Consider the following 22,160-nt stretch of genomic DNA (forward strand, 5'->3'; position numbering starts at 1 on the left):
GTCGACGTGCTCATCGCGAGCACCGGCGGGGCGGCAGGCAGCGGGTCGTCGGGCTCGTCGACAGTGGACTCGTACTCGCTGCACAGCGGCGACGGCAACAACCTGCCGCGGTACCGCAACCCGCGCGTCGACGCGATCATCGCCACCCTGGCCGTGATCTCCGACCCGAAGGAGACCGCGCGCCTGCTCGCCGAGGCGGCGCCGATCCTGTGGGCCGACATGCCGACGTTGCCGCTGTACCGGCAGCAGCGCACACTGCTCACCTCGACGAAGATGTACGCGGTGAGTGGGAATCCGACGCGATGGGGTGCTGGATGGAACATGGACCGTTGGAAGCTGAGCCAGTGACCGACATCGCCGAGGTCATCGCCTCCCTGGTTCGGGAGGTCCCTGACTTCCCGGAACCCGGGGTGCAGTTCAAGGACCTCACGCCGGTGCTGGCCGACGCCCGCGGGCTGGCCGCGGTGACCCACGCGGTGGCCGACGCCGCGCGCGGGGCCGATCTGATCGCCGGGGTCGACGCCCGCGGCTTCCTGCTCGGCGGCGCGGTCGCGTTGTCCCTCGGGATCGGGGTGCTCGCAGTGCGCAAGGGCGGCAAGCTGCCCCCGCCGGTCCTGGGGCAGAGCTACGACCTCGAATACGGCTCGGCCACGCTGGAGGTGCCCGCCGCGGGTGTCGAGCTGGCCGGCCGTTCGGTGGTGGTGATCGACGACGTGCTGGCCACCGGCGGCACGCTGGGCGCCACCCACCAGCTGCTCACCCGGGCGGGCGCGCACGTGACGGGCGCGGTGGTGATCATGGAGCTGACCGCGCTGGGTGGCCGTGCGGCGCTCGCACCGCTCGAGGTCACCAGCCTCTACACCGTCTAGCGGACTATCCTGCGAAGAGCACCGATCCTGGAGGTGGAGATGGCTGACAAGGTTCGGATCGAACCCGTCGCCGACCAGGCTGTGCAATCACCGCCCCGGCCGGTCGCCGGCCCGGAGACCCAGCCGATGGAGATGGGCCGGACCGAAACGGCCCGCACCGACACCGCCCGCACCGACACCGCCAAGCCGGCCACCAGCGCGTCGCGCCGGGTGCGCGCCCGGCTGGCCCGCCGGATGACGTCGCAGCGCAGCACCATCAACCCGGTGCTGGAGCCGCTGGTCGCGGTGCACCGGGAGATCTACCCCAAAGCCGACCTGACCCTGCTGCAGAAGGCCTACGAGGTCGCCGAGCAGCGGCACGCCGACCAGTTGCGCCGGTCGGGCGACCCGTACATCACCCATCCGCTGGCGGTGGCCAACATCCTGGCCGAACTCGGCATGGACACCACCACGCTGATCGCGGCGCTGCTGCACGACACCGTCGAGGACACCGGCTACACGCTGGAGGCGCTGACCCAGGAGTTCGGCGTCGAGGTCGGCCATCTCGTCGACGGCGTCACCAAACTGGACAAGGTCGCACTCGGCACCGCCGCCGAGGGCGAGACGATCCGCAAGATGATCATCGCGATGGCGCGCGACCCGCGCGTACTGGTGATCAAGGTCGCCGACCGGCTGCACAACATGCGCACGATGCGTTTCCTGCCGCCGGAGAAGCAGGCGCGCAAGGCTCGCGAGACGCTGGAAGTCATTGCCCCGCTTGCACATCGGCTCGGCATGGCGACGGTCAAGTGGGAGCTGGAGGATCTGTCGTTCGCGATCCTGCACCCGAAGAAGTACGAGGAGATCGTGCGCCTGGTGGCCGATCGGGCCCCGTCGCGCGACACCTACCTGGCCAAGGTGCGCGCCGAGATCACCGCCACGCTGAACTCGTCGAAGATCCACGCCACCGTCGAGGGCAGGCCCAAGCACTACTGGTCGATCTATCAGAAGATGATCGTCAAGGGGCGCGACTTCGACGACATCCACGACCTGGTGGGGGTGCGCATCCTGTGTGACGAGGTGCGTGACTGCTACGCGGCGGTCGGCGTCGTGCACTCGCTGTGGCAGCCCATCGCGGGGCGGTTCAAGGACTACATCGCCCAGCCGCGGTACGGGGTCTACCAGTCGCTGCACACCACCGTCGTCGGGCCTGAGGGCAAGCCGCTGGAGGTGCAGATCCGCACCATCGACATGCACAAGACCGCCGAGTACGGCATCGCCGCGCACTGGCGCTACAAGGAAGCCAAGGGCCGCAACGGGACTCCGCCCCAACACGCCGCCACCGAGATCGACGACATGGCGTGGATGCGGCAGCTGCTCGACTGGCAGCGGGAGGCCGCCGACCCGGGCGAGTTCCTGGAATCGCTGCGTTACGACCTCGCGGTGCAGGAGATCTTCGTGTTCACCCCGAAGGGGGACGTGATCACCCTGCCGACGGGCTCGACGCCGGTGGACTTCGCCTACGCGGTGCACACCGAGGTGGGTCACCGCTGCATCGGCGCCCGCGTCAACGGCCGCCTCGTCGCGCTGGAGCGCAAACTCGAAAACGGGGAAGTGGTCGAGGTCTTCACCTCGAAGGCGCCGAACGCCGGCCCGTCGCGCGACTGGCAGACCTTCGTGGTGTCACCGCGCGCCAAGGCCAAGATCCGGCAGTGGTTCGCCAAGGAGCGCCGCGAGGAGGCGCTGGAATCCGGTAAAGAGGCGATCGCGCGCGAAGTACGTCGCGGCGGACTTCCGTTGCAGCGCTTGATGAACGCCGACACTGTGGCCGCGCTGGCCCGCGAGCTGCGCTACGCCGACGTCTCCGCGCTCTACACCGCCGTCGGCGAGGGACACGTGTCGGCGCGTCACGTGGTGCAGCGGCTGCTGGCCCAGCTCGGCGGTGACGACGAGGCTGCCGACGAGATCGCCGAGCGGTCCACGCCGGCGACCATGCCGGTGCGTCAGCGCACCAGCGACGACGTCGGGGTCGCGGTGCCGGGGGCGCCGGGCGTGCTGACCAAGCTGGCCAAGTGCTGCACGCCGGTGCCCGGCGACAACATCATGGGTTTCATCACGCGCGGGGGCGGGGTCAGTGTGCACCGCACCGACTGCACGAACGCGTCGTCGCTGCAACAACAGTCCGAACGCATCATCGACGTGCAGTGGGCGCCGTCGCCGTCGTCGGTGTTCCTGGTCGCGATCCAGGTCGAGGCACTCGACCGGCACCGGCTGCTCTCGGACGTGACCCGCGTGCTGGCCGACGAGAAGGTCAACATCCTGTCGGCGTCGGTGACCACGTCCAATGACCGGGTGGCGGTCAGCCGGTTCACCTTCGAGATGGGTGACCCCAAGCATCTGGGCCACGTGCTCAACGTGGTGCGCAACGTCGAGGGCGTCTACGACGTCTACCGCGTCACGTCGGCGGCGTGAAGCCGCCGCCGACGTCGCCGACGCGTGATCAGTCCAGCTGGATGGACTTCACCGTGGTGGCCAGCTTCGGCGCACCGTCCGGGCCGCCGCCGTCGACACCCTCGGCCGCGATCTTGTCCAGGGTCTCCAGGCCGGTCTCGTCGATGGTGCCGAACACCGTGTACTGCGGCGGCAGCTGCGAGTCCTGGTAGACGAGGAAGAACTGGCTGCCGTTGGTGCCCGGGCCGGCGTTGGCCATCGCCAGCGTTCCGCGCGGGTAGACGACCGGCTGGTTGAGCGCCGGGTCGTCGGGCTGGTACTGGTCGGTCGGGTACTCGTTGGCGAACTCGTACCCCGGCCCGCCGGTGCCCTCACCGGTCGGGTCGCCGCACTGCAGCACGCCCAGGGACTCGCTGGTCGTCAGCCGGTGGCACGGGGTGTCGTTGAAGTAGCCCTGCTGGGCCAGGCTGGCGAAGCTGTTGACCGTACACGGGGACTTGCCGTTGTCCAGCTGCAGCCCGATGTTGCCCCGGTCGGTGGCCATGCTGGCGCTGACCTCGGCCGGCTCGGTGGGCACCTTGCCCGAGCGCGGCGGGGTGTTCTCCTTGCTGGCCGCGTCGGCGGACTGCGGGTACTGGCAGTTCTGGCCCAGTCCCGCGGGTGCGACGAACTCGGGCAGCGCGCCGGACTGCGGCGGCGCCGGCATGTCGAACGCTGACGACGTCTCCGGGGTGGAGGAGGCCGGGGCTGCGGTCGGGCTGTCCGAGTCGCGGTTGGTGATCACGATGGTCGCGACCACCGCGCCGACCACGACGACGGCCGCCGCTGCGGACCCGATGATCGTCATCTGGCGGCGCTTGCGCTCGCGCTCGGCCCGATTCTCCAGCTGACGTTCCAGCTTGCGCTTGGCGGTCTCACGTCGTTGTTCGTTCGTCGGCACGCCCGGTGTCCTCCTCGAAAAGTTGATCCGGTCGGCACCGAGTGTGCCAGTTCGCGCCGAGTGTGGCCGCCGCGACCCTGCTGAACAGCGCCGCGAGCTGGACATGGGAAGCTGGAACGGTGTTGATCACCGGATTCCCGGCCGGCATGTTGGCGTGCAACTGCTACGTGCTGGCCCCGCGACAGGGCGCCGACGCCATTGTCGTCGACCCCGGTCAGCGGGCGATGGGTCCGCTGGCGCGGATCCTCGACGAGAATCGGCTCACCCCGGCGGCGGTGCTGCTCACCCACGGGCACATCGACCACATGTGGTCGGCGCAGAAGGTGTCCGACACCTACGGCTGCCCGACCTTCATCCACCCGGCTGACCGGCACATGCTCAGCGACCCGATCAAGGGGCTCGGGCCCCGCGGATTTCTCGGCGGCATCGCGCGCTCGGCAGTCGGTGCGATGTTCAGCGAGCCCCGGCAGGTGCTCGAGCTCGACCGCGACGGCGACAAGATCGAGCTGGGCGGGATCACGGTGGCCGTCGACCACACCCCGGGCCACACCATGGGCTCGGTGGTGTTCCGCGTCGAGGAGGGCCCGGACCGCATGGTGTTCACCGGCGACACCCTGTTCCGGGCGACGGTCGGGCGCACCGACCTGCCCGGCGGTAGCGGGCGCGACCTGATGGAATCTCTCGTGACGAAACTGTTGGTGCTCGACGACGACACCCTGGTGCTACCGGGGCACGGCGAGCGCAGCACCATCGGCATCGAACGCCACACCAACCCATTTCTCGAAGGTTTGACTCCGTGACTGACTCGTTCAAGGCGCCCAAGGGCGTCCCCGACTATTTCCCGCCCGACTCGGCGGAGTTCGTCGCCGTGCGCAGTGGACTGCTGACCGCGGCGCGGCGGGCCGGCTACGGCGACATCGAGTTGCCGATCTTCGAGGACACGGCGCTGTTCGCGCGCGGGGTGGGGGAGTCCACCGACGTGGTCTCCAAGGAGATGTACACGTTCGCCGACCGCGGCGACCGGTCGGTGACCCTGCGGCCGGAAGGCACGGCCGGGGTGATGCGGGCGGTCATCGAGCACGGCCTGGACCGTGGTCAGCTGCCGGTCAAGCTGTGCTACTCGGGGCCGTTCTTCCGGTACGAGCGGCCCCAGGCCGGCCGCTACCGGCAGCTGCAACAGGTCGGGGTGGAGGCGATCGGCGTCGACGATCCCGCACTCGACGCCGAGGTGATCGCGGTCGCCGACGCCGGGTTCCGCTCGCTGGGCCTGGACGGTTTCCGGTTGGAGATCACCTCGCTCGGTGACGACACCTGCCGGCCCCAGTACCGGGAACTGTTGCAGGACTTCCTGTTCAAGCTCGATCTCGACGAGGAGACCCGGCGCCGCGCCGAGATCAACCCGCTGCGGGTGCTCGACGACAAACGTCCGCACATGAAGGAGATGACCGCCGACGCGCCGGTGATGCTCGATCACCTCTCGGACGCGGCCAAGCAGCATTTCGACACGGTGCTGGCGCACCTGGACGCATTGTCGGTGCCGTACGTGATCAACCCGCGGATGGTGCGCGGGCTGGACTACTACACCAAGACGACGTTCGAGTTCGTGCACGACGGGCTCGGTGCGCAGTCCGGCATCGGCGGCGGCGGCCGCTACGACGGACTGATGTCACAACTGGGCGGACGTGACCTGTCCGGCATCGGGTTCGGGCTCGGCGTGGACCGGACGCTGCTCGCGCTGCGCGCCGAGGGCAAGACCGCCGGGCAGACCGCGCGGGTCGACGTGTACGCGGTGCCGCTGGGCGCCGACGCGAAGGTGCGGCTGGCGGTGCTGGCCGCGCAGCTGCGGGCGGCCGGTGTGCGCGTGGATGTCGCCTACGGCGACCGCAGCCTCAAGGGCGCGATGAAGGGCGCCGACCGCTCCGGCGCGTCGATCGCGTTGGTGGCAGGCGATCGGGACCTCGAGGCCGGCACCGTCGGGGTGAAGAGCCTGGCCACCGGCGAACAGGTCGACATCGCCGTCGATCAGGTGGTCGCCGAGGTCCTGTCGCGCCTGGCCTGACCCTCCCCGCCCCGGGCGTTCCTGGCCTCCCTGACCTTCCTGGCGCGAGCGTGCGTGTCTGCGGCCGACACGCCGCAGAAAAGGCCGAGAAAGCGCACGGTCGCGGCCACGCTCGACCGGTGTGACGCTGACGGTCGGCACCTGACGTCGTCGGCCGACAGTGCGCCAAATGCTCAGCGAGCGTGCGTATTTGTCGGTTTTCTCGCGGCGTGTCCGCCGCAGACACGCACGCTCGCGGGAAGAAGGGGAGGGGGAGGGGGTCAGATGGCCATCGCGGCGCGGACGTCGGCCTCCGACGCCGAGCCGCCGGTGCCGCTGGTGGTGACGCGGCCGGCCTCCAGGATGTAGTAGCACTGCGACGCTTCCAGTGCGAAGCCGATGTGCTGTTCGACCAACAGCACCCCGAGGTCGCCACGCGCGGTCAGCGCGGTGATCGCCTCTTCGATCTCGTGCACCACCGACGGCTGGATGCCCTCGGTCGGCTCGTCGAGGATCAGGCACTTCGGAGTGGTGATCAGCGCGCGGGCGATCGCGAGCTGCTGGCGCTGGCCGCCCGAGAGCAGGCCGGCGCGACGCCCCAGCAGCTCCTTGAGCGCAGGGAACAGGTCGAGCTGCTCGTCGATCAGCGCCTTGCCGTTCTTGCGGCCGTCGGCGACCACCTGCAGGTTCTCGGCGGTGGTCAACTGCCCGAACGACTGCTGCCCCTGCGGCACATAGGCCAGGCCGCGCGCCACCCGTGCGCTCGGTCGCAGCTTGGTGATGTCCTCACCGTCGAAAAGTACCTTGCCCGCAGTGCATTTCAGCAGCCCGACCGCGGCCCGCAACAGTGTCGTCTTGCCGGCGCCGTTGTGGCCCATCACCGCTGCGACACCGTCGGTCGGCACCTCGAGGCTGACTCCGTGGATGACCTGACTGCGGCCGTAGCCGGTGCGGACGTCGACCAGTTGCAGCATCAGGAGTTCCCCTCGACGAGTTCGATGCCGTCGGCGCCAGCCGCGGCGGTCCCCAGATAGACCTCCTGGACCTTCGGATTTGCCTGCACCTCGGCCACCGATCCCTCGGCGATCACCTGCCCGCGGGCGAGCACGGTCACCGACGTCGCGAACGCCCGCATGAAGTCCATGTCGTGCTCGACGACCACCACGGTGCGTTCGGCGCCGATGCGGCGCAACAGGTTTCCGGTCTCCTCGCGCTCCTCGGTGCTCATGCCCGCGACCGGTTCGTCGAGCAGCAGCACGTCGGCGTTCTGCACCAGCAGCATGCCGATCTCCAGCCACTGCTTCTGACCGTGGGCGAGCACGCCCGCAGGCTTGTCGGCCAGATGGGTCAGACCGATGGTGTGCAGAGCCTGCTCGATCGCCGGGAGTATCCCGCGCCTGCGGCGCAGCAGCGTCCACACCGAACGGCCCGCCCCGGCCGCGATGTCGAGGTTCTGCAGGACCGTCAGCTCCTCGAACACGCTCGCGGTCTGGAACGTACGGCCCACGCCCTGGCGGGCGATCTGGTGCACCTTCTTGCCGAGCAATTCGACACCGGACTTGTTCACCGAGCCGGTGGCGGGCACCAGGCCGGTGATGGCGTCGATCACCGTGGTCTTGCCCGCGCCGTTCGGGCCGATCAGGAAGCGCAGGTCGCCCTGGAACAACGTCAGATCGACGTCGCTGACGGCCTTGAACCCGTCGAAATCCACTGTCAGACCGCGGACTTCGAGGTACTGGGTGCCCATGCCGGCGTTGCCGCCGACGGCGGGTTCCTTGCCGGCGGCGCTCGCCCGGAACTCGGTCATGAACCCGCACCCACTTTCTCTGCGTCGGGATCGGCGGTCTTGTCCGCCTCCGGTTCGTCCGTGGCTTTGCGACGGCGTTTGAGCAGCACCGCGAGCCCGGCCAGACCGGCGGGGAAGAATCCGACGACGATGATGAACAACAGACCCTGGGCGTAGGTCCACTCCGACGGGAAGCGTTCGGAGAACAGGGTCTGCGCCCATGCCACTCCGATCGCGCCCAGCACCGGGCCCAGCAGGGTGGTCCGGCCGCCGATCGCGACGCCGATCAGGAACGCGATGGACGGCAGGATGCCGACCTGGGACGGTGCGATGAAGCCGACGATCGGCGCGAACAGGGCGCCGGCGATGCTGGCGAACAACGCGGCCACGGTGTAGGCCACGACCTTGATGTTGGCCGGGTCGTAGCCCAGGAACCGCACCCGCTCCTCACCGTCACGGACGGCGACCAGCAGTTCGCCGTAGCGACTCTGCATGAGTTGGCGCACCACGGCGACCACGATCAGCAGCACCGCCGCGGCGATGAAGTACAGCATCCGCCGGTTCACCGGGTCGCTGAGGGTGAAGCCGAAGAACGTGCGGAACCTGTTGAGGCCGTTGGATCCGCCGAGACCGGTCTGGCCGACCAGCAGGATGGCCAGCGCGGCGGCCAGCGCCTGGGACAGGATCGCGAAATAGGCGCCCTTGACCCTGCGCTTGAAGACGCCGAAGCCCAGCGCCGCGGCGATCCCGGCGGGAACCACCACGATCGCGATCAACGTCACCACCGGCGACGCGAAAGGCGCCCAGTAGCCGGGTAATTCGCGCACGCCCTGGATCTGCATGAAGTCGGGGACCGCATCGCCGGCCAGCTGAGCATCGGCGATCTTGAGGTGCATCGCCATCATGTAGCCGCCGAGGCCGAAGAACACGCCCTGACCCAGCACCAGCATTCCGCCACGGCCCCAGGCCAGACCGATGCCGACGGCCACGATCGCAAAGCACAGGAACTTGCCCAGCAGGCTGAGCCGGAAGTCCGAGAGCACCGCCGGTGCGATGACGAACAGCACCAGCGCGGCGACCCCGAACCCGGCCCAGGTCTGCCAGCGTCCTATCAGGGTTCTCACACGAGACTCCTTGTCCTGACGGTGAACAGACCTTGCGGACGGGCCTGCAAGAAGATCACGATGATGACGAACACGATCACCTTGGCCAGCGACGCGGTGGTGTTGTACTCGATGAACGAGTTCAGGAACCCGAGGGTGAACGCAGCGATCACCGTGCCTTTGATCTGGCCGAGTCCGCCGACCACCACCACCAGGAACGCGTCGATCAGGTAGCTCTGTCCGATCGTCGGACTGGTGGAGCCGATCAGCGTCAGCGCCACGCCGGCCACCGCGGCCAGACCGGACCCGATGAAGAACGTGGTGATGTCGGTCTTGCGTGACGAGATACCGCTGGTCTCAGCGAGATCGCGGTTCTGCACCACCGCCCTGATGCGTCTGCCCATCGGGCTGACCTTGAGCACCGCGGCCAGCACCGCGACGCACACCACGGCCAGCACCAGGATGAAGATGCGGGTCTTGGGAACCACCGCGCCGAAAATCTCCATGCCCCCGGACAGCCACTCCGGGGCCACGACGTTGACCGCGGGCGCACCGAAGATGTCCCGGGCGACCTGCTGCAGGATCAGGCCGACGCCGAAGGTGACCAGCAGCGTGTCCAGTGGCCGGTGATACATCCGCTGGATCAGCGTCACCTCCAGCAGGGCGCCCATTGCGCCGCCGACGAAGAAGCCGATCACCAGCGACAGGATCAGTGACACCCCGGCGCTGGAGATGAGCTGCTGCACCACGTAGGCGGTGTAGCAGCCGGCCATGATGAATTCGCCGTGCGCCATGTTGATGACGCCCATCTGGCCGAACGTCAGCGCAAGGCCCAGTGCGGCCAGCAACAGGATTGAGCCGAGGCTCAATCCTGTTGCCAGTTGTCCGATTACGACATCCATGTGCTAGCGGGATCCCGTCGCTTCGCTCGCCCGGGTCAGCCGGACAGGCCGGCGGCCCACGGGTAGGACTTGAGGAACGGGTCGGGCTCGATCGGGGCGGGCGACTCCCACACCGTGTAGATCAGTCCGTCGGGCCGGATCTCCCCGATGCGGGCGGTCTTGGTGATGTGGTGGTTGTCGCCGTCGATGGTGACCAGGCCCTCGGGTGCGTCGAAGGTCACCCCGTCGGCGTTGTCCTGGATCGCCTTGACGTCGAAGGACTGGGCCTTCTCGACGGTGTTCTTCCACAGGTACACCGACGTGTAGGCGGCTTCCATCGGGTCCGAGGTGGGCTTGTCGGCGCCGAACTTGGCCTTGTACGCCTCGACGAACGCGTTGTTCACCGGGGTGTCGATGGTCTGGTAGTAGTTCCACGCGGTGAGCTGGCCGGTGACGTTCTGCACGCCGATGCCGCCGACCTCTTCCTCGGCGATCGACACCGAGACCACCGGCATGTCCTGCGGGGTGAGGCCGACGTTCTTGTACTCGCGGAAGAACGCGACGTTGGAATCACCGTTGAGCGTGTTGAACACCGCGTCGGCGCCCGCGGAGCGCACCTTGTTCACGATCGTGGAGAAGTCGGTCGAGCCCAGCGGCGTGTAGTCTTCGCCCTTGATCTCGATGCCGTTGGCCTCCGCGTAGGCCTTGATGATCCGGTTGGCGGTCTGCGGGAAGACGTAGTCGCTGCCGACGAGATAGAGCGACTTGACGCCCTTCTCCTTGAGGTAGTCCAGCGCGGGCACGATCTGCTGGTTGGTGGTCGCGCCGGTGTAGAAGATGTTGGGGGAGGACTCCAGGCCCTCGTACTGCACGGGGTAGTAGAGCAGCGAGTTCGCGCTCTCGAACACCGGGAGCATGGCCTTGCGGCTCGACGAGGTCCAGCCGCCGAACACCGCCGCGACGCAGTCGCTGCTGATCAGCTTCTCGGCCTTCTCGGCGAACACGGTGGGCTCGGAGGCGCCGTCTTCGCCGACCAGCTGGATCTGCTTGTCCAGCACGCCGCCGGCGGCGTTGATCTGTTCGACGGCCAGGTCGATCGCGTTGCGGACGGTGACCTCCGAGATCGCCATGGTGCCCGACAGCGAGTTCAGGGCGCCGACCTTGATGGTCGAGCCGGAGGTGTCCACGCACGACTCGGCATTTGCTGAATCGGTGTCGGTCGCTTTGCTGCCGCAGCCGGCCAGCAGCATGCTCGCGACGGCCACGACGCTTCCTGCAGTCAGAGCGGATCGTCTCACACGGTGGCGTCGGAGTTGGTCCATGAACGGCCTTTCTGGCAGTCGGCAGCGTTCATCCGCAGATGAGGCGCCGAGTTGGTGTACTTCAGTACGCTTCAGAACACGAAGTGGTGACACCGTCCCGGTGTCGAATCCGGACGTTAGAGCGCCTGTGTTTCTTCTAAATGTCTGCGTGTGACGGGCAAGTTAACCTGTTGGCGCTGACTGCCGCGGGTTTGCCATCTCTTGGGTCCTGGGTCGGGAGGCATGTTCTGGGTAACGATCCGGTACCGTCCGGCGATGTGACCAACATGCGAACAGCGACAACGAAGCTAGGAGCGGCGCTCGGCGCAGCAGCATTGGTGGCCGCCACGGGGATGGTCAGCGCGGCGACGGCGAACGCCCAGGAAGGGCACCAGGTCCGTTACACGCTCACCTCGGCCGGCGCTTACGAGTTCGACCTGTTCTATCTGACGACGCAGCCGCCGAGCATGCAGGCGTTCAACGCCGACGCGTATGCGTTCGCCAAGCGGGAGAAGGTCAGCCTCGCCCCGGGTGTGCCGTGGGTCTTCGAGACCACGATGGCCGACCCGAACTGGGCGATCCTTCAGGTCAGCAGCACCACCCGCGGTGGGCAGGCCGCCCCGAACGCGCACTGCGACATCGCCGTCGATGGCCAGGTGCTCAGCCAGCACGACGACCCCTACAACGTGCGGTGCCAGCTCGGTCAGTGGTGAGTCACCTCGCCGAGAGTCCGGCCAGCGCCGGCGGCAGCGGCTCGCGGTGCAGCACCCCGAGGCGCTGGGTCGCGCGGGTCAGCGCGACGTAGAGATCGCTGGCCCCGCGCGGCCCCTCGGCGAGGATCTGCTCCGGGTAGACCACCAGCACGGCGTCGAACTCCAGACCCTTGGTCTGCGTGGGTGCCACCGCGCCCGGGACACCGGGCGGGCCGATCACCACGCTGGTGCCCTCCCGGTCCGCCTCCGCACGCACGAAATCGTCGATGGCACCGGCGAGTTCGTCGTCGGTGACCTGCTGTGACCACGGCGCGACGCCGGTGGCGCGCACCGATTCCGGTGGGGTCACCGTGGGGGCGAACTCGGCGAGCACCGATGCGGCGACGGCCATGATCTCGGCGGGGGTGCGGTAGTTCACCGTCAGCGTCCGGTACACCCACCGGTCCGGCACGTACCGCTTGAGCACCGCGTCCCACGAGGTGGCGCCCGCGGATGAGCGGCGTTGCGCGAGGTCGCCGACCATCGTGAACGACCGGCTCGGGCAGCGCCGCATCAGCACCCGCCAGTCCATCTCGGAGAGTTCCTGGGCCTCGTCGACCACGACGTGTCCGTAGGTCCAATCCCGGTCTGCGGCAGCACGTTCGGCGAGGTCCCGGCTGTCCCGCTCAAGGAAGCGCTCGGCCAGGTCCTCGGCGTCGATGACGTCGCGGGCCAGCAGCAGGTCCTCGTCGTCCATCAGGTCCTCGCGGTCGACCATCAGGTCGAGCACGCCCGCGGCGTAGGCGGCTTCTTCCCGGCGTTCCTTCTCGGCGGCCTCCTCGGCGGATCGGTCCCGGCCCAGCAGGTCGACGAGTTCGTCGAGCAGGGGCACATCCGACACCGTCCAGGCGTCACCGTCGGCCCGGTACAGCGCAGGGTCGGCGCCGGCGGCCCGCAGTCGCTCCTTCGACGAATACAGCTCGGACAGAAGCGTTTCCGGGGTCAGGGTCGGCCAGAGTTGATTCAGCGCTGCGGTGAACGCGGCGTTGTCCTCGAGCTCGTCGAGCAGGTCGGCCCGCAGGTGCTCCCAGGCGGCTTTGTCGGCACGGGTCAGCCAGCCGCGGCCGATCTTGGCGATCGCCCGTTCGGTCAGCGCCCAGGTGATGACGTCGACGAACACGGCACGCGCGTCGTTGTGCGGTTGGTCGCTGGCGCGCGCCTCCTGGATTGCCCACTGGGCGATCTCGGCGTCGATGCGCACCGACACGTCGGACAGGTCGATCGGGATGGGCTGCTCGGGGGCGCGCTGACGGTCGGCGACCGCGGCGGCGAGGACGTCGAGCATCGTCAGTGAGCCCTTGATCTTCGCGGCCTCCGGGTGGTCTTCGGCGCTGACGTGCAGGCCGGGCACCAGGTCGCCTGTGGTCAGGAACACCACGTTGGTCTCACCGAGCGAGGGCAGCACACGTCCGATGTGGCGCAGGAACGCGTTGTTCGGCCCGACCACGAGGACACCGTGGCTCTCCATCCGCTTGCGCTGTGTGTAGAGCAGATAGGCGACACGGTGCAGTGCCACCACGGTCTTGCCGGTGCCCGGTCCACCCTCGATGACCAGCACACCGGGATGAGCCAGCCGGATGATCGCATCCTGCTCGGCCTGGATGGTCGCGACAATGTCGCGCATGCCGTCGCCCCGGGGTGCGTTGACCGCGGACAGCAGCGCCACGTCGCTGGAGGTGCCCGGCTGTTCCCCGGCGTCCTCGGCCAGCGGCCTGCCGAACACCTCGTCGGTGAAGTCGAGCAGGCGGCGCCCCAGACTGTGGAACTGTCTGCGCCTGCGCATGTTCTCCGGGTGTGCGCCCGTGGCGGTGTAGAACGCCTGGGCCGCGGGCGCGCGCCAGTCCAGCAGCAGTGGCTCGTGGTCGTCGTCGAGAATGCCGATGCGCCCGATGTAGAGGCGTTCGCCCGCGGCGCTGTCGAGCCTGCCGAAGCAGAGTCCGTGGTCGGCGACGTTGAGCCGGTCCATCTGCCCCGCCGTGGCGCGCACCTCGGCGTCGCGGGACACCAGGGTGGCGCCGTTCTGCTTGTCGACGGGGCTGCGCAGCGCGGCGGCGTACCTGTCGTTGACCCGCGCCCGTTCGGCGTCCAGCCGGGCGTACAGCCCGTCCACGTACTCGCGTTCGGACTGCAGTTCGGCCTGGTAGTGAGTTGACATGTGCCCCTTCGAGATCTGCGCTGAGCCTGCGATTGTCCGCTATCGCCCCGACCTTGCCAAGCGCGCTTGCTTGACACTGTATCGAACGTGTGTTCGCATGGGGTATGCGCTGGGCAGGTCAAGGCATCGCGGTCGACGACGGAGCACTGCCCGGCCTGCAGCGCATGGGTCTGGTCCGCAGTGTGCGTACCCCGCAGTTCGACGGGATCACTTTTCACGAGGTGTTGTGCAAGTCCGCACTGAACAAGGTTCCCGAGGGTTCGGCCCACCTTCCGTTCCGGTTCACGGTCAACGGTTACCGCGGCTGCTCGCACGCGTGCCGCTACTGCTTCGCCCGCCCGACCCACGAGTATCTGGATTTCGACAGCGGCCGGGACTTCGACACCCAGGTGGTGGTCAAGACCAACGTCGCCGAGGTGCTGCGCCGCGAGCTGAGCCGGCCGTCGTGGACCCGCGAGACCGTTGCGCTGGGCACGAATACGGATCCCTACCAGCGGGCCGAGGGGCGGTATGCCCTGATGCCGGGGATCATCGGCGCGCTCACCGACTCGGGGACGCCGTTCTCGATCCTGACCAAGGGCACGCTGCTGCGCCGGGACCTCCCGTTGCTCACCGACGCGGCGCAGCGCGTCGACGTCAGCGTCGCGGTGTCACTGGCGGTCGGTGACCCCGGTCTGCACGGACTGATCGAGCCCGGCACGCCGACTCCCGAGGCGCGGCTCGGGCTGATCTCGGCGATCCGGTCGGCCGGTCTGCGCTGTCATGTGATGGTGGCGCCGGTGCTGCCGCGGCTGACCGACTCCGACGAGCATCTGAACGACCTGCTGGGACGGATCGCGGCCGCCGGTGCGTCCAGCGCCACGGTGTTCGGCCTGCACCTGCGGGGCAGCACGCGCGGCTGGTTCATGGACTGGCTGGCGCGCACCTATCCCGACCTGGTCGGCGAGTACCGCAGGCTGTACCGGCGCGGCGCCTACCTGCCCGCCGAGTACCGGGCAGACCTGGCCCGCCGGGCCGCGCCGCTGTTGGCCCGGCACGGTCTGGTCGGCGGATCCCGGATGAGCGCACCCCCACGCGCTGTCGCGGCGGTTTCCGCGCCGGCGATGCAGCCCACGTTGTTTTAGAGCCGCCACGTTTTAGAGCCGCCACGCCGCGGTGCCGACCTGTTCGGTCAGGGCCCGCAGGGCCGGCATCGCACGCTGCAGGGTGTCGGCCTGCTCGGCGGGCAGGCTCGCCAGCGCCGACGACACGGTCGCGGTGATCGCGGCCTCGATCTGTTCGCGTTCCTTCAGCGCCCGCCGGGTGGGGGTCAGCAGGGTGACGCGCCGGTCGTGGGCGGCGGGTCGTTTGTCGACGAGCCCGCGGTCGTGCAGGGAGCGCACCGCGGCACTGACATTGCTGGGCTGCATGGACAGTGACTGCGCGACCTCGGACATGGCGCGGTCCGGCTGATCCATCACCGTCCGCAGCACCGCGAGTTCGGAGGCGGGCAGCGGCTCTATGCCCGCCTGTGCCGGGCCGAATCTCGCGATGCGCCACGACAGGTCGTGCAGCGTCAAGGCCAGGTCGCGCAGTCGGCTCGCGTCGGGCATGTCGGCCATCTCACACTCCAATGCTTATGAAGACATATGTATCATAGAATAACTAATCTCCAGATTCGAGGAACTTCCGGCATTGCGCACCCCCGCCCCGGCGACCACGCCGCCCACCGTCCCGCTCATCCTGGTTCTCGCGCTGCTGACCGCGGTGACACCGTTCTCGATCGACATGTACATGTCGGCGTTCCCCGCCATCGCGGTCGAGTTCGGCACCTCGGCGTCGATGGTGCAGTTCACCCTGACCACGTTCCTGGTCGGCTTGGCCGCCGGCCAGTTGTTCATCGGTCAGCTCTCCGACCGCCTCGGGCGACGCGGCCCTCTGCTGGCCGGGATCATCGGGTGTCTGGTGGCCAGCATGGCGTGCGCGCTGAGCCCGTCGATCGAGGTGTTGATCGCGCTGCGGTTCGTGCAGGGCTTCGCCGGCGCGGCGGGCGTGGTGGTGGCCCGCGCGATCATCGCCGACCGCTCCCAGGGCGCACAGGCCGCGCAGTTGTACTCCGTGATGATGGTGATCGGCGTGCTGGCCCCGGTCGTCGCGCCGATCCTCGGCGGGCAGGTGGTTGCCGGGCTGGGTTGGCGGGCGGTGTTCGTCGTGCTGGCCGGCCTGAACCTGGTCATGCTGCTGGGGGCCTACTTCATGGCGGGGGAGTCCCTGCCCGCCCATCAGCGACGGCCGGCGGGCCTGAAAGCCTTTGGCCGCAGTGCGCTTTCAGTGCTGTCGAATCGCCGGTTCATGGGCTACACGTTGACCCTCGGGTGCACGTCCGCGGCGATGTTCTCCTACATCTCGGCGTCGCCGTTCGTGCTTCAGAACATCCTCGGCATGTCCCCGCGTACCTATTCGTTGACCTTCGGTGCCTGCTCGCTGGCCGTCGCGGCGTCCGGGCTGCTGTCGGCGCGCCTGGTCCGCAGCGTCGCACCGCGCACGCTGCTGACCGGCGGCATCTGCGCCATGATCGTCATCACGCTGCTGCAGCTGGTCAATGTCACCGCCGGGGGAGTACTGCCCTGGGTGACGATCGCGCTGATGGCCTGCTTCATGGGGACTCTGGGCTTCATCTACGCCAATGCCACGACGCTGGCGATTGCCGAGGTCCGGCATGCCGCAGGAACGGGCTCCGCGCTCATCGGATTCCTGCAGTACGGGCTCGGCGCCGCCGCCTCCCCGTTGGTCGGGCTCGCGGGTCAGTACAGCGCGGTGCCGATGGGTGTCGTGATGTTCGGCGCCGCGGTCGTCGCGGCGGCGATGCTGTTCGGCCTCGCGCGTGGCCGCGGTGGGGCCGACGCGCCCGAGCCCGCGGTCATCCCTGAACCAGCAGGTGGCACCACGAGTCGGTGAGGGTCTGCAGGAGCACCTGACGGTCGGCTTCCCAACCTCGGCTGAAGAACCGCCGTGACACGTACTCGAACTGTCCGAACGCCAGAGCGCTTCGTGCCCAACGGCTCTCGGGCGGGAAACGGTTGGCGCGGGCCAGGCCGGACTCGATAGCGGCGATCGTGCCGTCGAACCAGCTCGAGATGGTCGCCGCGACCTCCGGCTCGCTGGCTTCGGCCTGGTGTGCCGCCAGCAGGTAGGGGCCGACCGTCGTCCACTGGTCGAGCTTGTGGTCGAGCCACCGGCGCACCAGTGCGGCGTCGCCGGATTCCACCACCGCCGCCAGTGGCGGATCGTCGTCGGCGGTCAGGATCGCGTCCGCCTCGGCCAGCAGCTCTTTGATCAGCGCGGCCTTCGACCCGAAATGGAGGTAGAAGGTGGTGCGCGTGGTGCCGGCGGCGGCTGCGATGTCATCGATCGTCGTTGCGGGATAACCCTTTTCGCTGATCAGGGCAAGCCCGGTGTCGAGCAGCAGGCGACGTGTCTGCTGCTTCTGGACGTCGCGCAGTGTCGCCACGTGACCGACCTTACATTAGAGAAACTCAGACGACAGACTGTAAAGTGAGTGTATTCCCGGTCAAGCAGGCGTTCCTGCGCGCGATCACATCCAGCACAGAAGAGGGGCCATTCATGGCAGCTGCCAGACGTTATTCCGTCGGCATCGACATCGGCGGGACGTTCACCGACGCCGTCCTGCTCGACGAGTCCGGCACCGCGCGGTTGCTGAAAACGCCCACCACCCCCCACGATCCGTCCGAGGGCGTGAACAACGCGCTGGCCCTGGCCGAGCAGGAGCTGGGTCTGGCACCGGGCTCGATCCTGTCCGAGGTCGAGTTCTTCGGGCTGGGCACCACCGTGGCGACCAACGCACTGATCGAGCGCAAGGGCGTGACCACCGGCATCATCACCACCAAGGGATTCGGCGACGCCATCCTGATGCAGCGTGCCCACGGCCACTGGATCGGCCGCGAGCTGCACGAGATCATGCACGACTCCCAACGCAGCGTGGCCGAGCCGGTCGTGCCGCGGCCGCTGATCCGCGAGGTGACCGAGCGCATCGACTACCGCGGCGAGGTGATCGTCACCCTCGACGAGCAGGAGGTCCGCACCCAGGTGCAGGCGCTGCTCGACGACGGGGTCCGCGCGATCGCGGTGTGCCTGCTGTGGTCGTTCCGCAACCCGGCCCACGAACAGCGGGTGGCGGCGATCGTCCGCGAGATGGCCCCCGAGGTGTATCTGAGCATCTCCAGTGAGCTCGCCCCGGTGCTCGGCGAGTACGAGCGCACCGCCACAACGGCTTTGAACGCCTACCTTGGACCCGCCGTGCGCGACTACATGACCAAGCTTGACGGCTCTCTGCGCGACCGCGGCCTGAAAGGTTCGCTGCGCATCCTCGACTCCGGCGGCGGCGTCATCACCCCGCAGCGCTGCGGCGAGACCGCGGTGTCGGTGCTGACGTCGGGTCCGGCCGGCGGCGTGCTGGCCAGCGCCCAGCTGGCCCGCCAGATCGGCACCCCGAACGTGCTGACCACCGACATGGGCGGCACCTCCTTCGACGTCGGGATGATCACCGACTACGAACCCGTGGTGCAGACCTACCAGGAGGTCAACGGCTACCGAGTGCTCAAGCCCGCGGTCCAGGTCACCGCGATCGGCGCCGGCGGCGGGTCCATCGCCCGGGTGGTCGGCGGCCAGCTCGTCGTCGGCCCGACCAGTGCGGGTTCGGTACCCGGCCCCGTCTGCTACCGCCGCGGCGGCACCGAACCCACCGTCACCGACGCCGACGTCGTGCTCGGCATCATCGACCCCGCCTACTTCCTCGGTGGCTCGTTCGAACTCGACCGCGAGGGTGCCGAGCGCGCCATGCACGACAAGATCGCTGCGCCGCTGGGTATTTCGGTGCAGGAGGCGGCGGCCGGCATCAAGGCGATCGCCGACCACCGGATGGCCGACCTGCTCGACACCCTGACCGTCGGTCACGGCCACGACCCGCGTGACTTCGTGGTGTTCGCCTACGGCGGCGCCGGCGGATCGCACTGTCACCGGTTCGGCGCCGAGCTCGGCGCGCAGTCGATCATCGTGCCCGCCACGGCCACCGTGCACTCGGCGTTCGGCGCGGTGATGAGCGACCTGCACGTCTCGGCAGAGATCTCCGATCCGATGCACTCGGCCACCTGGCACGGTGCCGTCGACGCGTTCGACCCCGACCGCTTCAACCGGCACTTCGCCGAGCTCGAGGCCGAGGTCGGCAAGGAACTGCTGGAAGGCGGCGCCACCGCCGACCGGATCGCCGTCGCGCGCTTCGCCGAGGTGCGGTTCCGGATGCAGAGCAAGACCCTGAGCGTGCCGCTGGAGGCGGGCCGTCTGGACTCCGATTCCATTGCGCGCCTGCTGTCGTCGTTCGAGACGCAGTTCGTCGACCTCTACGGCCGGGAGGCGCTGTTCCTGGGCGCCGGCGTGGAGATCGTGTCGTTGCGGGTGCAGGCCAAGGGGGTGTTGGACAAGCCGCGCGTGCGCCGTGTCGTCAGCGCCGGAGCGGGCGCGGGCCACATGCCGTCGTCACGCCCGGTGTACCTCGGCGCCGAGCACGGTCTGGTGGGCGCGGATGTGGTGCGCGGCAACGATCTGCGGCCGGGTGACCGGGTGCACGGACCGGCGGTGATCGAGCACCCCGGCACCACGATCTTCGTCGGCCCCGGCCAGAGCGCGGTCATCGACGACCTGGAGAACACCGTCATCAACAACGACCCGAAGGGCCACTGAGCATGGATATCGTCACCTACGAGGTCATCCGCAACCGGCTCACCGCGATCGTCGCCCAGCAGTCGGCGGTGCTGAAGAACGTGTCCGGCTCACCGTTGGTGACCGAGGCCAACGACTGCAACACCGGGGTGTACCTGGCCACCGGCGAGGTCGTGGCGATGGGGCCGCACAACCTCTTTCACTCGGGCTCGATGGAGACCGTGGTGGACCACATCATCACCGACTGCACGGACACGATCGGCATCGAGGACGGCGACGTGTTCATCACCAACGACCCGTACAAGGGCGCGCTGCACATGCCCGACGTCACGATGCTCGAACCGGTGTTCTTCGACGGTGAGCGCATCGGCTGGGTCGGCACCTGCGCGCACGTGCTCGACATCGGCGGGATGACCCCGTCGAGCTGGTCGCCGACGGCGCGCGAGATCTACCAGGAGGGGCTGGTGCTGCCGCCCACCAAGATCATCGAAGGTGGCAGGACCCGCCAGGATGTGTGGAACCTGATCCTGGCCGCGTCCCGCCTGCCGGCCAACCTGGGGCTGGACCTCAAGGCGATGATCGCGGCGAACACCCACGCCAAGCACGGGCTGCTCAAGCTCGTCGAGCGCTACGGCGCCGACACCGTGCGCACGGTGATGACGACGATGCTTGACCGGTCCGAGGCCCTGGTGCGGGAGCGCCTCGCGGCGCTGCCCGACGCGGTGAGCCGCGCCCGCAGCTACTTCGACCACAACGGCCACGAAAGCACCTTGGCCCGAATCGAAGTCGAGCTCCGCAAGGACGGCGACCGGCTGGTGTTCGACTACGCCAACACCGCCGAACAGCTGCCCGGATTCTTCAACTGCACCATGTCCGGGTTGCGTGGCGGCGTGTTCTCGTCGATCCTGCCGCTGCTGGCGCACGACATCCCGTGGAACAGCGGCGTGATGCGCGCCATCGAGGTGGCCGCACCCGAGGGCACGATCGTCAACGCCAAACACCCCGCCCCGTGTGGCGCGGCCACGGTCGGTGCGACGGCGATGGTGTGCAACACCGCCAGCGCTGCGGTGTCGACTCTGGTCAGCGCCGACGCGGCGCTGCGCACCGAGGCCCGGGGCGGCACCACCGGCGGTCTGATGGTCTGCCATATCGCCGGGCGTAACCAGTACGGCGAGCGGTTCGGTGGCGCGATGACCGAGGTGCTCGCCGGGGGTGGCGGCGCGAACGTGCGCACCGACGGCGTCGACTACCGCGGGCCGCACGAGATCCTGACCGCCCAGTTCAACAACGTCGAGGGCGAGGAGTCGATCTTCCCGGTGCTCTATCTCGGGCGCTACGCGAACACCGACGGCGGGGGAGCGGGACGTCACCATGGTGGTGTGTCCGTCGCGTCGAGTTTCATGCTGCACCAGACGGATTCGATGCACGCGGTGATGGCCGGCCACAGCATGTCGATGCCGTCGACCTACGGCGTGCACGGCGGCCTGCCCGGCTCGACGCATCAGGTCACGATCGTGCGCGGCTCCGACATCGCCGAGCACCTGGCCGCCGGCCGGAATCCGGTCACCTCGGCGGGGCTGGCGGGAAGCCGCGAGGTGTTCACCGGTTCGCCCGGCGAATTGATGTTCCACGCAGGCGATGTCATCGACTGGAGTTTCCACGGCGGTGGCGGGTGGGGCGATCCGCTGGACGCCGACCCGGACGCCGTGCTGGCCGATGTCCGCGCCGGCCGCATCTCGGTCGACGGTGCCGAGCGGTTCTACCGCGTCGTGCTCGGCGGTGACGCCGTCGACGTCGAAGCCACCGAGCGCAAGCGCCGGCAGACCCGGGCCGAACGGATGAGCTGGATGAGGGCGCCGGGTGCACACTGCGTGCAGGCGCGACTGCCGGAGAACACGACGAGGATCGGCGACCACCTGGTGCTGGCCCGGGGCCTGGACTGCGCGGTGTACGCGTGCGACTGCGGCACGGTGCTCGCCCCGGTCGCACAGGGCTGGAAGCAGCAGGCGTGCCAGGCCGAACTCGGCGAGCAGGACCTCGGCGCCAAGGTGCGGCTGCACCCGGGTCTGCGGGCAGACGGATACGCCTGTCCCGGCTGCGGTGCGCTGCTCGCGGTCGAGGTCCGGTCCCGCGAGGACGCGCCACTGCGCGAGCTCGAATTCACCGCCGGCTGAGCCGGCGCGCGGGAGC

General features: G+C 68.8%; 18 protein-coding genes and 1 pseudogene. 10 read left to right on the top strand and 9 right to left on the bottom strand.

The annotated features are described in order from the left end of the window. The 3 genes and pseudogenes from MVA01S_RS11405 to MVA01S_RS11415 form a co-directional block, all read left to right on the top strand. A pseudogene (locus MVA01S_RS11405) lies at positions 1 to 348 on the top strand (ABC transporter substrate-binding protein); the annotation flags it as partial. Beyond that, on the top strand, positions 330 to 869 hold the full coding sequence (locus MVA01S_RS11410) for an adenine phosphoribosyltransferase (RefSeq protein WP_110899836.1): 540 nt from the start codon (positions 330 to 332) through the stop codon (positions 867 to 869). The pseudogene MVA01S_RS11405 and the gene MVA01S_RS11410, both read left to right, overlap by 19 nt. A 39-nt stretch (positions 870 to 908) precedes the next feature. After that, positions 909 to 3,320: a RelA/SpoT family protein gene (locus MVA01S_RS11415; RefSeq protein WP_003933340.1), complete on the top strand. Its 2,412-nt coding sequence runs from the start codon at positions 909 to 911 to the stop codon at positions 3,318 to 3,320. 28 nt (positions 3,321 to 3,348) lie between these two features. On the opposite strand, the gene MVA01S_RS11420 is transcribed toward MVA01S_RS11415, so the two are convergent. Next, a complete protein-coding gene (locus MVA01S_RS11420; protein ID WP_003933341.1) occupies positions 3,349 to 4,239 on the bottom strand; it encodes a peptidylprolyl isomerase in 891 nt (296 codons plus the stop codon). A 119-nt stretch (positions 4,240 to 4,358) separates the two neighbouring features. On the opposite strand from MVA01S_RS11420, the gene MVA01S_RS11425 reads away from it, so the two are divergent. Both MVA01S_RS11425 and hisS read left to right on the top strand, forming a co-directional pair. Beyond that, positions 4,359 to 5,039, top strand: coding sequence for an MBL fold metallo-hydrolase (locus MVA01S_RS11425; protein ID WP_003933342.1), 681 nt, complete (start codon positions 4,359 to 4,361; stop codon positions 5,037 to 5,039). After that, positions 5,036 to 6,298: a histidine--tRNA ligase gene (gene hisS / locus MVA01S_RS11430; protein WP_003933343.1), complete on the top strand. Its 1,263-nt coding sequence runs from the start codon at positions 5,036 to 5,038 to the stop codon at positions 6,296 to 6,298. Before MVA01S_RS11425 ends, hisS begins: the two co-directional genes overlap by 4 nt. Positions 6,299 to 6,558: 260 nt before the next feature. Here the strand turns inward: hisS and urtE are convergent, their stop codons facing one another. Genes urtE through urtA form a run of 5 tightly spaced genes read right to left on the bottom strand, consistent with a single transcriptional unit; the run spans position 6,559 to position 11,369 of the window. Beyond that, positions 6,559 to 7,251: an urea ABC transporter ATP-binding subunit UrtE gene (gene urtE / locus MVA01S_RS11435; RefSeq protein ID WP_003933344.1), complete on the bottom strand. Its 693-nt coding sequence runs from the start codon at positions 7,249 to 7,251 to the stop codon at positions 6,559 to 6,561. After that, positions 7,251 to 8,084, bottom strand: coding sequence for an urea ABC transporter ATP-binding protein UrtD (gene urtD, locus MVA01S_RS11440; protein WP_003933345.1), 834 nt, complete (start codon positions 8,082 to 8,084; stop codon positions 7,251 to 7,253). Before urtD ends, urtE begins: the two co-directional genes overlap by 1 nt. Continuing rightward, positions 8,081 to 9,187: an urea ABC transporter permease subunit UrtC gene (gene urtC, locus MVA01S_RS11445; RefSeq protein WP_003933346.1), complete on the bottom strand. Its 1,107-nt coding sequence runs from the start codon at positions 9,185 to 9,187 to the stop codon at positions 8,081 to 8,083. Before urtC ends, urtD begins: the two co-directional genes overlap by 4 nt. Then, positions 9,184 to 10,068: an urea ABC transporter permease subunit UrtB gene (gene urtB / locus MVA01S_RS11450; RefSeq protein WP_003933347.1), complete on the bottom strand. Its 885-nt coding sequence runs from the start codon at positions 10,066 to 10,068 to the stop codon at positions 9,184 to 9,186. Before urtB ends, urtC begins: the two co-directional genes overlap by 4 nt. A gap of 35 nt (positions 10,069 to 10,103) precedes the next feature. Next, the gene (gene urtA, locus MVA01S_RS11455; RefSeq protein ID WP_003933349.1) at positions 10,104 to 11,369 is read right to left on the bottom strand and encodes an urea ABC transporter substrate-binding protein; all 1,266 of its coding nucleotides are present in this window, start codon (positions 11,367 to 11,369) and stop codon (positions 10,104 to 10,106) included. A 317-nt stretch (positions 11,370 to 11,686) separates the two neighbouring features. Between urtA and MVA01S_RS11460 the strand changes: the two genes are divergently transcribed. Further along, positions 11,687 to 12,061 (top strand): Rv2576c family protein, encoded by a 375-nt coding sequence (locus tag MVA01S_RS11460; protein WP_494337724.1) that lies wholly within the window; start codon positions 11,687 to 11,689, stop codon positions 12,059 to 12,061. Between the two features lies 1 nt (position 12,062). Here MVA01S_RS11460 and helR read toward each other — a convergent pair whose 3' ends face one another. Then, the gene (gene helR / locus MVA01S_RS11465) at positions 12,063 to 14,255 is read right to left on the bottom strand and encodes an RNA polymerase recycling motor ATPase HelR (protein ID WP_003933351.1); all 2,193 of its coding nucleotides are present in this window, start codon (positions 14,253 to 14,255) and stop codon (positions 12,063 to 12,065) included. Between the two features lie 104 nt (positions 14,256 to 14,359). Here helR and MVA01S_RS11470 point away from each other — a divergent pair, with 104 nt between their 5' ends. Further along, a complete protein-coding gene (locus MVA01S_RS11470) occupies positions 14,360 to 15,379 on the top strand; it encodes an Rv2578c family radical SAM protein (RefSeq protein WP_003933352.1) in 1,020 nt (339 codons plus the stop codon). A 12-nt stretch (positions 15,380 to 15,391) separates the two neighbouring features. Here MVA01S_RS11470 and MVA01S_RS11475 read toward each other — a convergent pair whose 3' ends face one another. After that, positions 15,392 to 15,856, bottom strand: a complete 465-nt coding sequence (locus tag MVA01S_RS11475) for a MarR family winged helix-turn-helix transcriptional regulator (protein WP_003933353.1) — start codon at positions 15,854 to 15,856, stop codon at positions 15,392 to 15,394. A gap of 73 nt (positions 15,857 to 15,929) precedes the next feature. Between MVA01S_RS11475 and MVA01S_RS11480 the strand changes: the two genes are divergently transcribed. After that, entirely contained in the window at positions 15,930 to 17,192 is a 1,263-nt protein-coding gene (locus tag MVA01S_RS11480; RefSeq protein WP_003933354.1) for a multidrug effflux MFS transporter, read from the top strand. On the opposite strand, the gene MVA01S_RS11485 is transcribed toward MVA01S_RS11480, so the two are convergent. Next, positions 17,155 to 17,745 (bottom strand): TetR/AcrR family transcriptional regulator, encoded by a 591-nt coding sequence (locus MVA01S_RS11485; RefSeq protein WP_003933355.1) that lies wholly within the window; start codon positions 17,743 to 17,745, stop codon positions 17,155 to 17,157. The genes MVA01S_RS11480 and MVA01S_RS11485 overlap by 38 nt on opposite strands. 113 nt (positions 17,746 to 17,858) lie before the next feature. On the opposite strand from MVA01S_RS11485, the gene MVA01S_RS11490 reads away from it, so the two are divergent. After that, positions 17,859 to 19,991, top strand: coding sequence for a hydantoinase/oxoprolinase family protein (locus tag MVA01S_RS11490; RefSeq protein WP_003933356.1), 2,133 nt, complete (start codon positions 17,859 to 17,861; stop codon positions 19,989 to 19,991). A 2-nt stretch (positions 19,992 to 19,993) separates the two neighbouring features. After that, entirely contained in the window at positions 19,994 to 22,144 is a 2,151-nt protein-coding gene (locus tag MVA01S_RS11495; protein WP_003933357.1) for a hydantoinase B/oxoprolinase family protein, read from the top strand. Positions 22,145 to 22,160: the final 16 nt, after the last annotated feature.

Source organism: Mycolicibacterium vaccae NBRC 14118 = CIP 105934 (assembly GCF_001552715.1).
GTDB lineage: Bacteria > Actinomycetota > Actinomycetes > Mycobacteriales > Mycobacteriaceae > Mycobacterium > Mycobacterium vaccae.

What these genes read in the sequence shown, in the direction of transcription:
- MVA01S_RS11415 (WP_003933340.1), top strand. Translation starts at nt 909, where the DNA reads ATGGCTGACAAGGTTCGGATCGAACCCGTCGCCGACCAGGCTGTGCAA.
- MVA01S_RS11490 (WP_003933356.1), top strand. Translation starts at nt 17,859, where the DNA reads ATGGCAGCTGCCAGACGTTATTCCGTCGGCATCGACATCGGCGGGACG.
- MVA01S_RS11495 (WP_003933357.1), top strand. Translation starts at nt 19,994, where the DNA reads ATGGATATCGTCACCTACGAGGTCATCCGCAACCGGCTCACCGCGATC.
- urtE (WP_003933344.1), bottom strand. Translation starts at nt 7,251, where the DNA reads ATGCTGCAACTGGTCGACGTCCGCACCGGCTACGGCCGCAGTCAGGTC.
- urtA (WP_003933349.1), bottom strand. Translation starts at nt 11,369, where the DNA reads ATGGACCAACTCCGACGCCACCGTGTGAGACGATCCGCTCTGACTGCA.
- urtD (WP_003933345.1), bottom strand. Translation starts at nt 8,084, where the DNA reads ATGACCGAGTTCCGGGCGAGCGCCGCCGGCAAGGAACCCGCCGTCGGC.
- helR (WP_003933351.1), bottom strand. Translation starts at nt 14,255, where the DNA reads ATGTCAACTCACTACCAGGCCGAACTGCAGTCCGAACGCGAGTACGTG.
- urtB (WP_003933347.1), bottom strand. Translation starts at nt 10,068, where the DNA reads ATGGATGTCGTAATCGGACAACTGGCAACAGGATTGAGCCTCGGCTCA.
- MVA01S_RS11475 (WP_003933353.1), bottom strand. Translation starts at nt 15,856, where the DNA reads ATGGCCGACATGCCCGACGCGAGCCGACTGCGCGACCTGGCCTTGACG.
- MVA01S_RS11470 (WP_003933352.1), top strand. Translation starts at nt 14,360, where the DNA reads ATGCGCTGGGCAGGTCAAGGCATCGCGGTCGACGACGGAGCACTGCCC.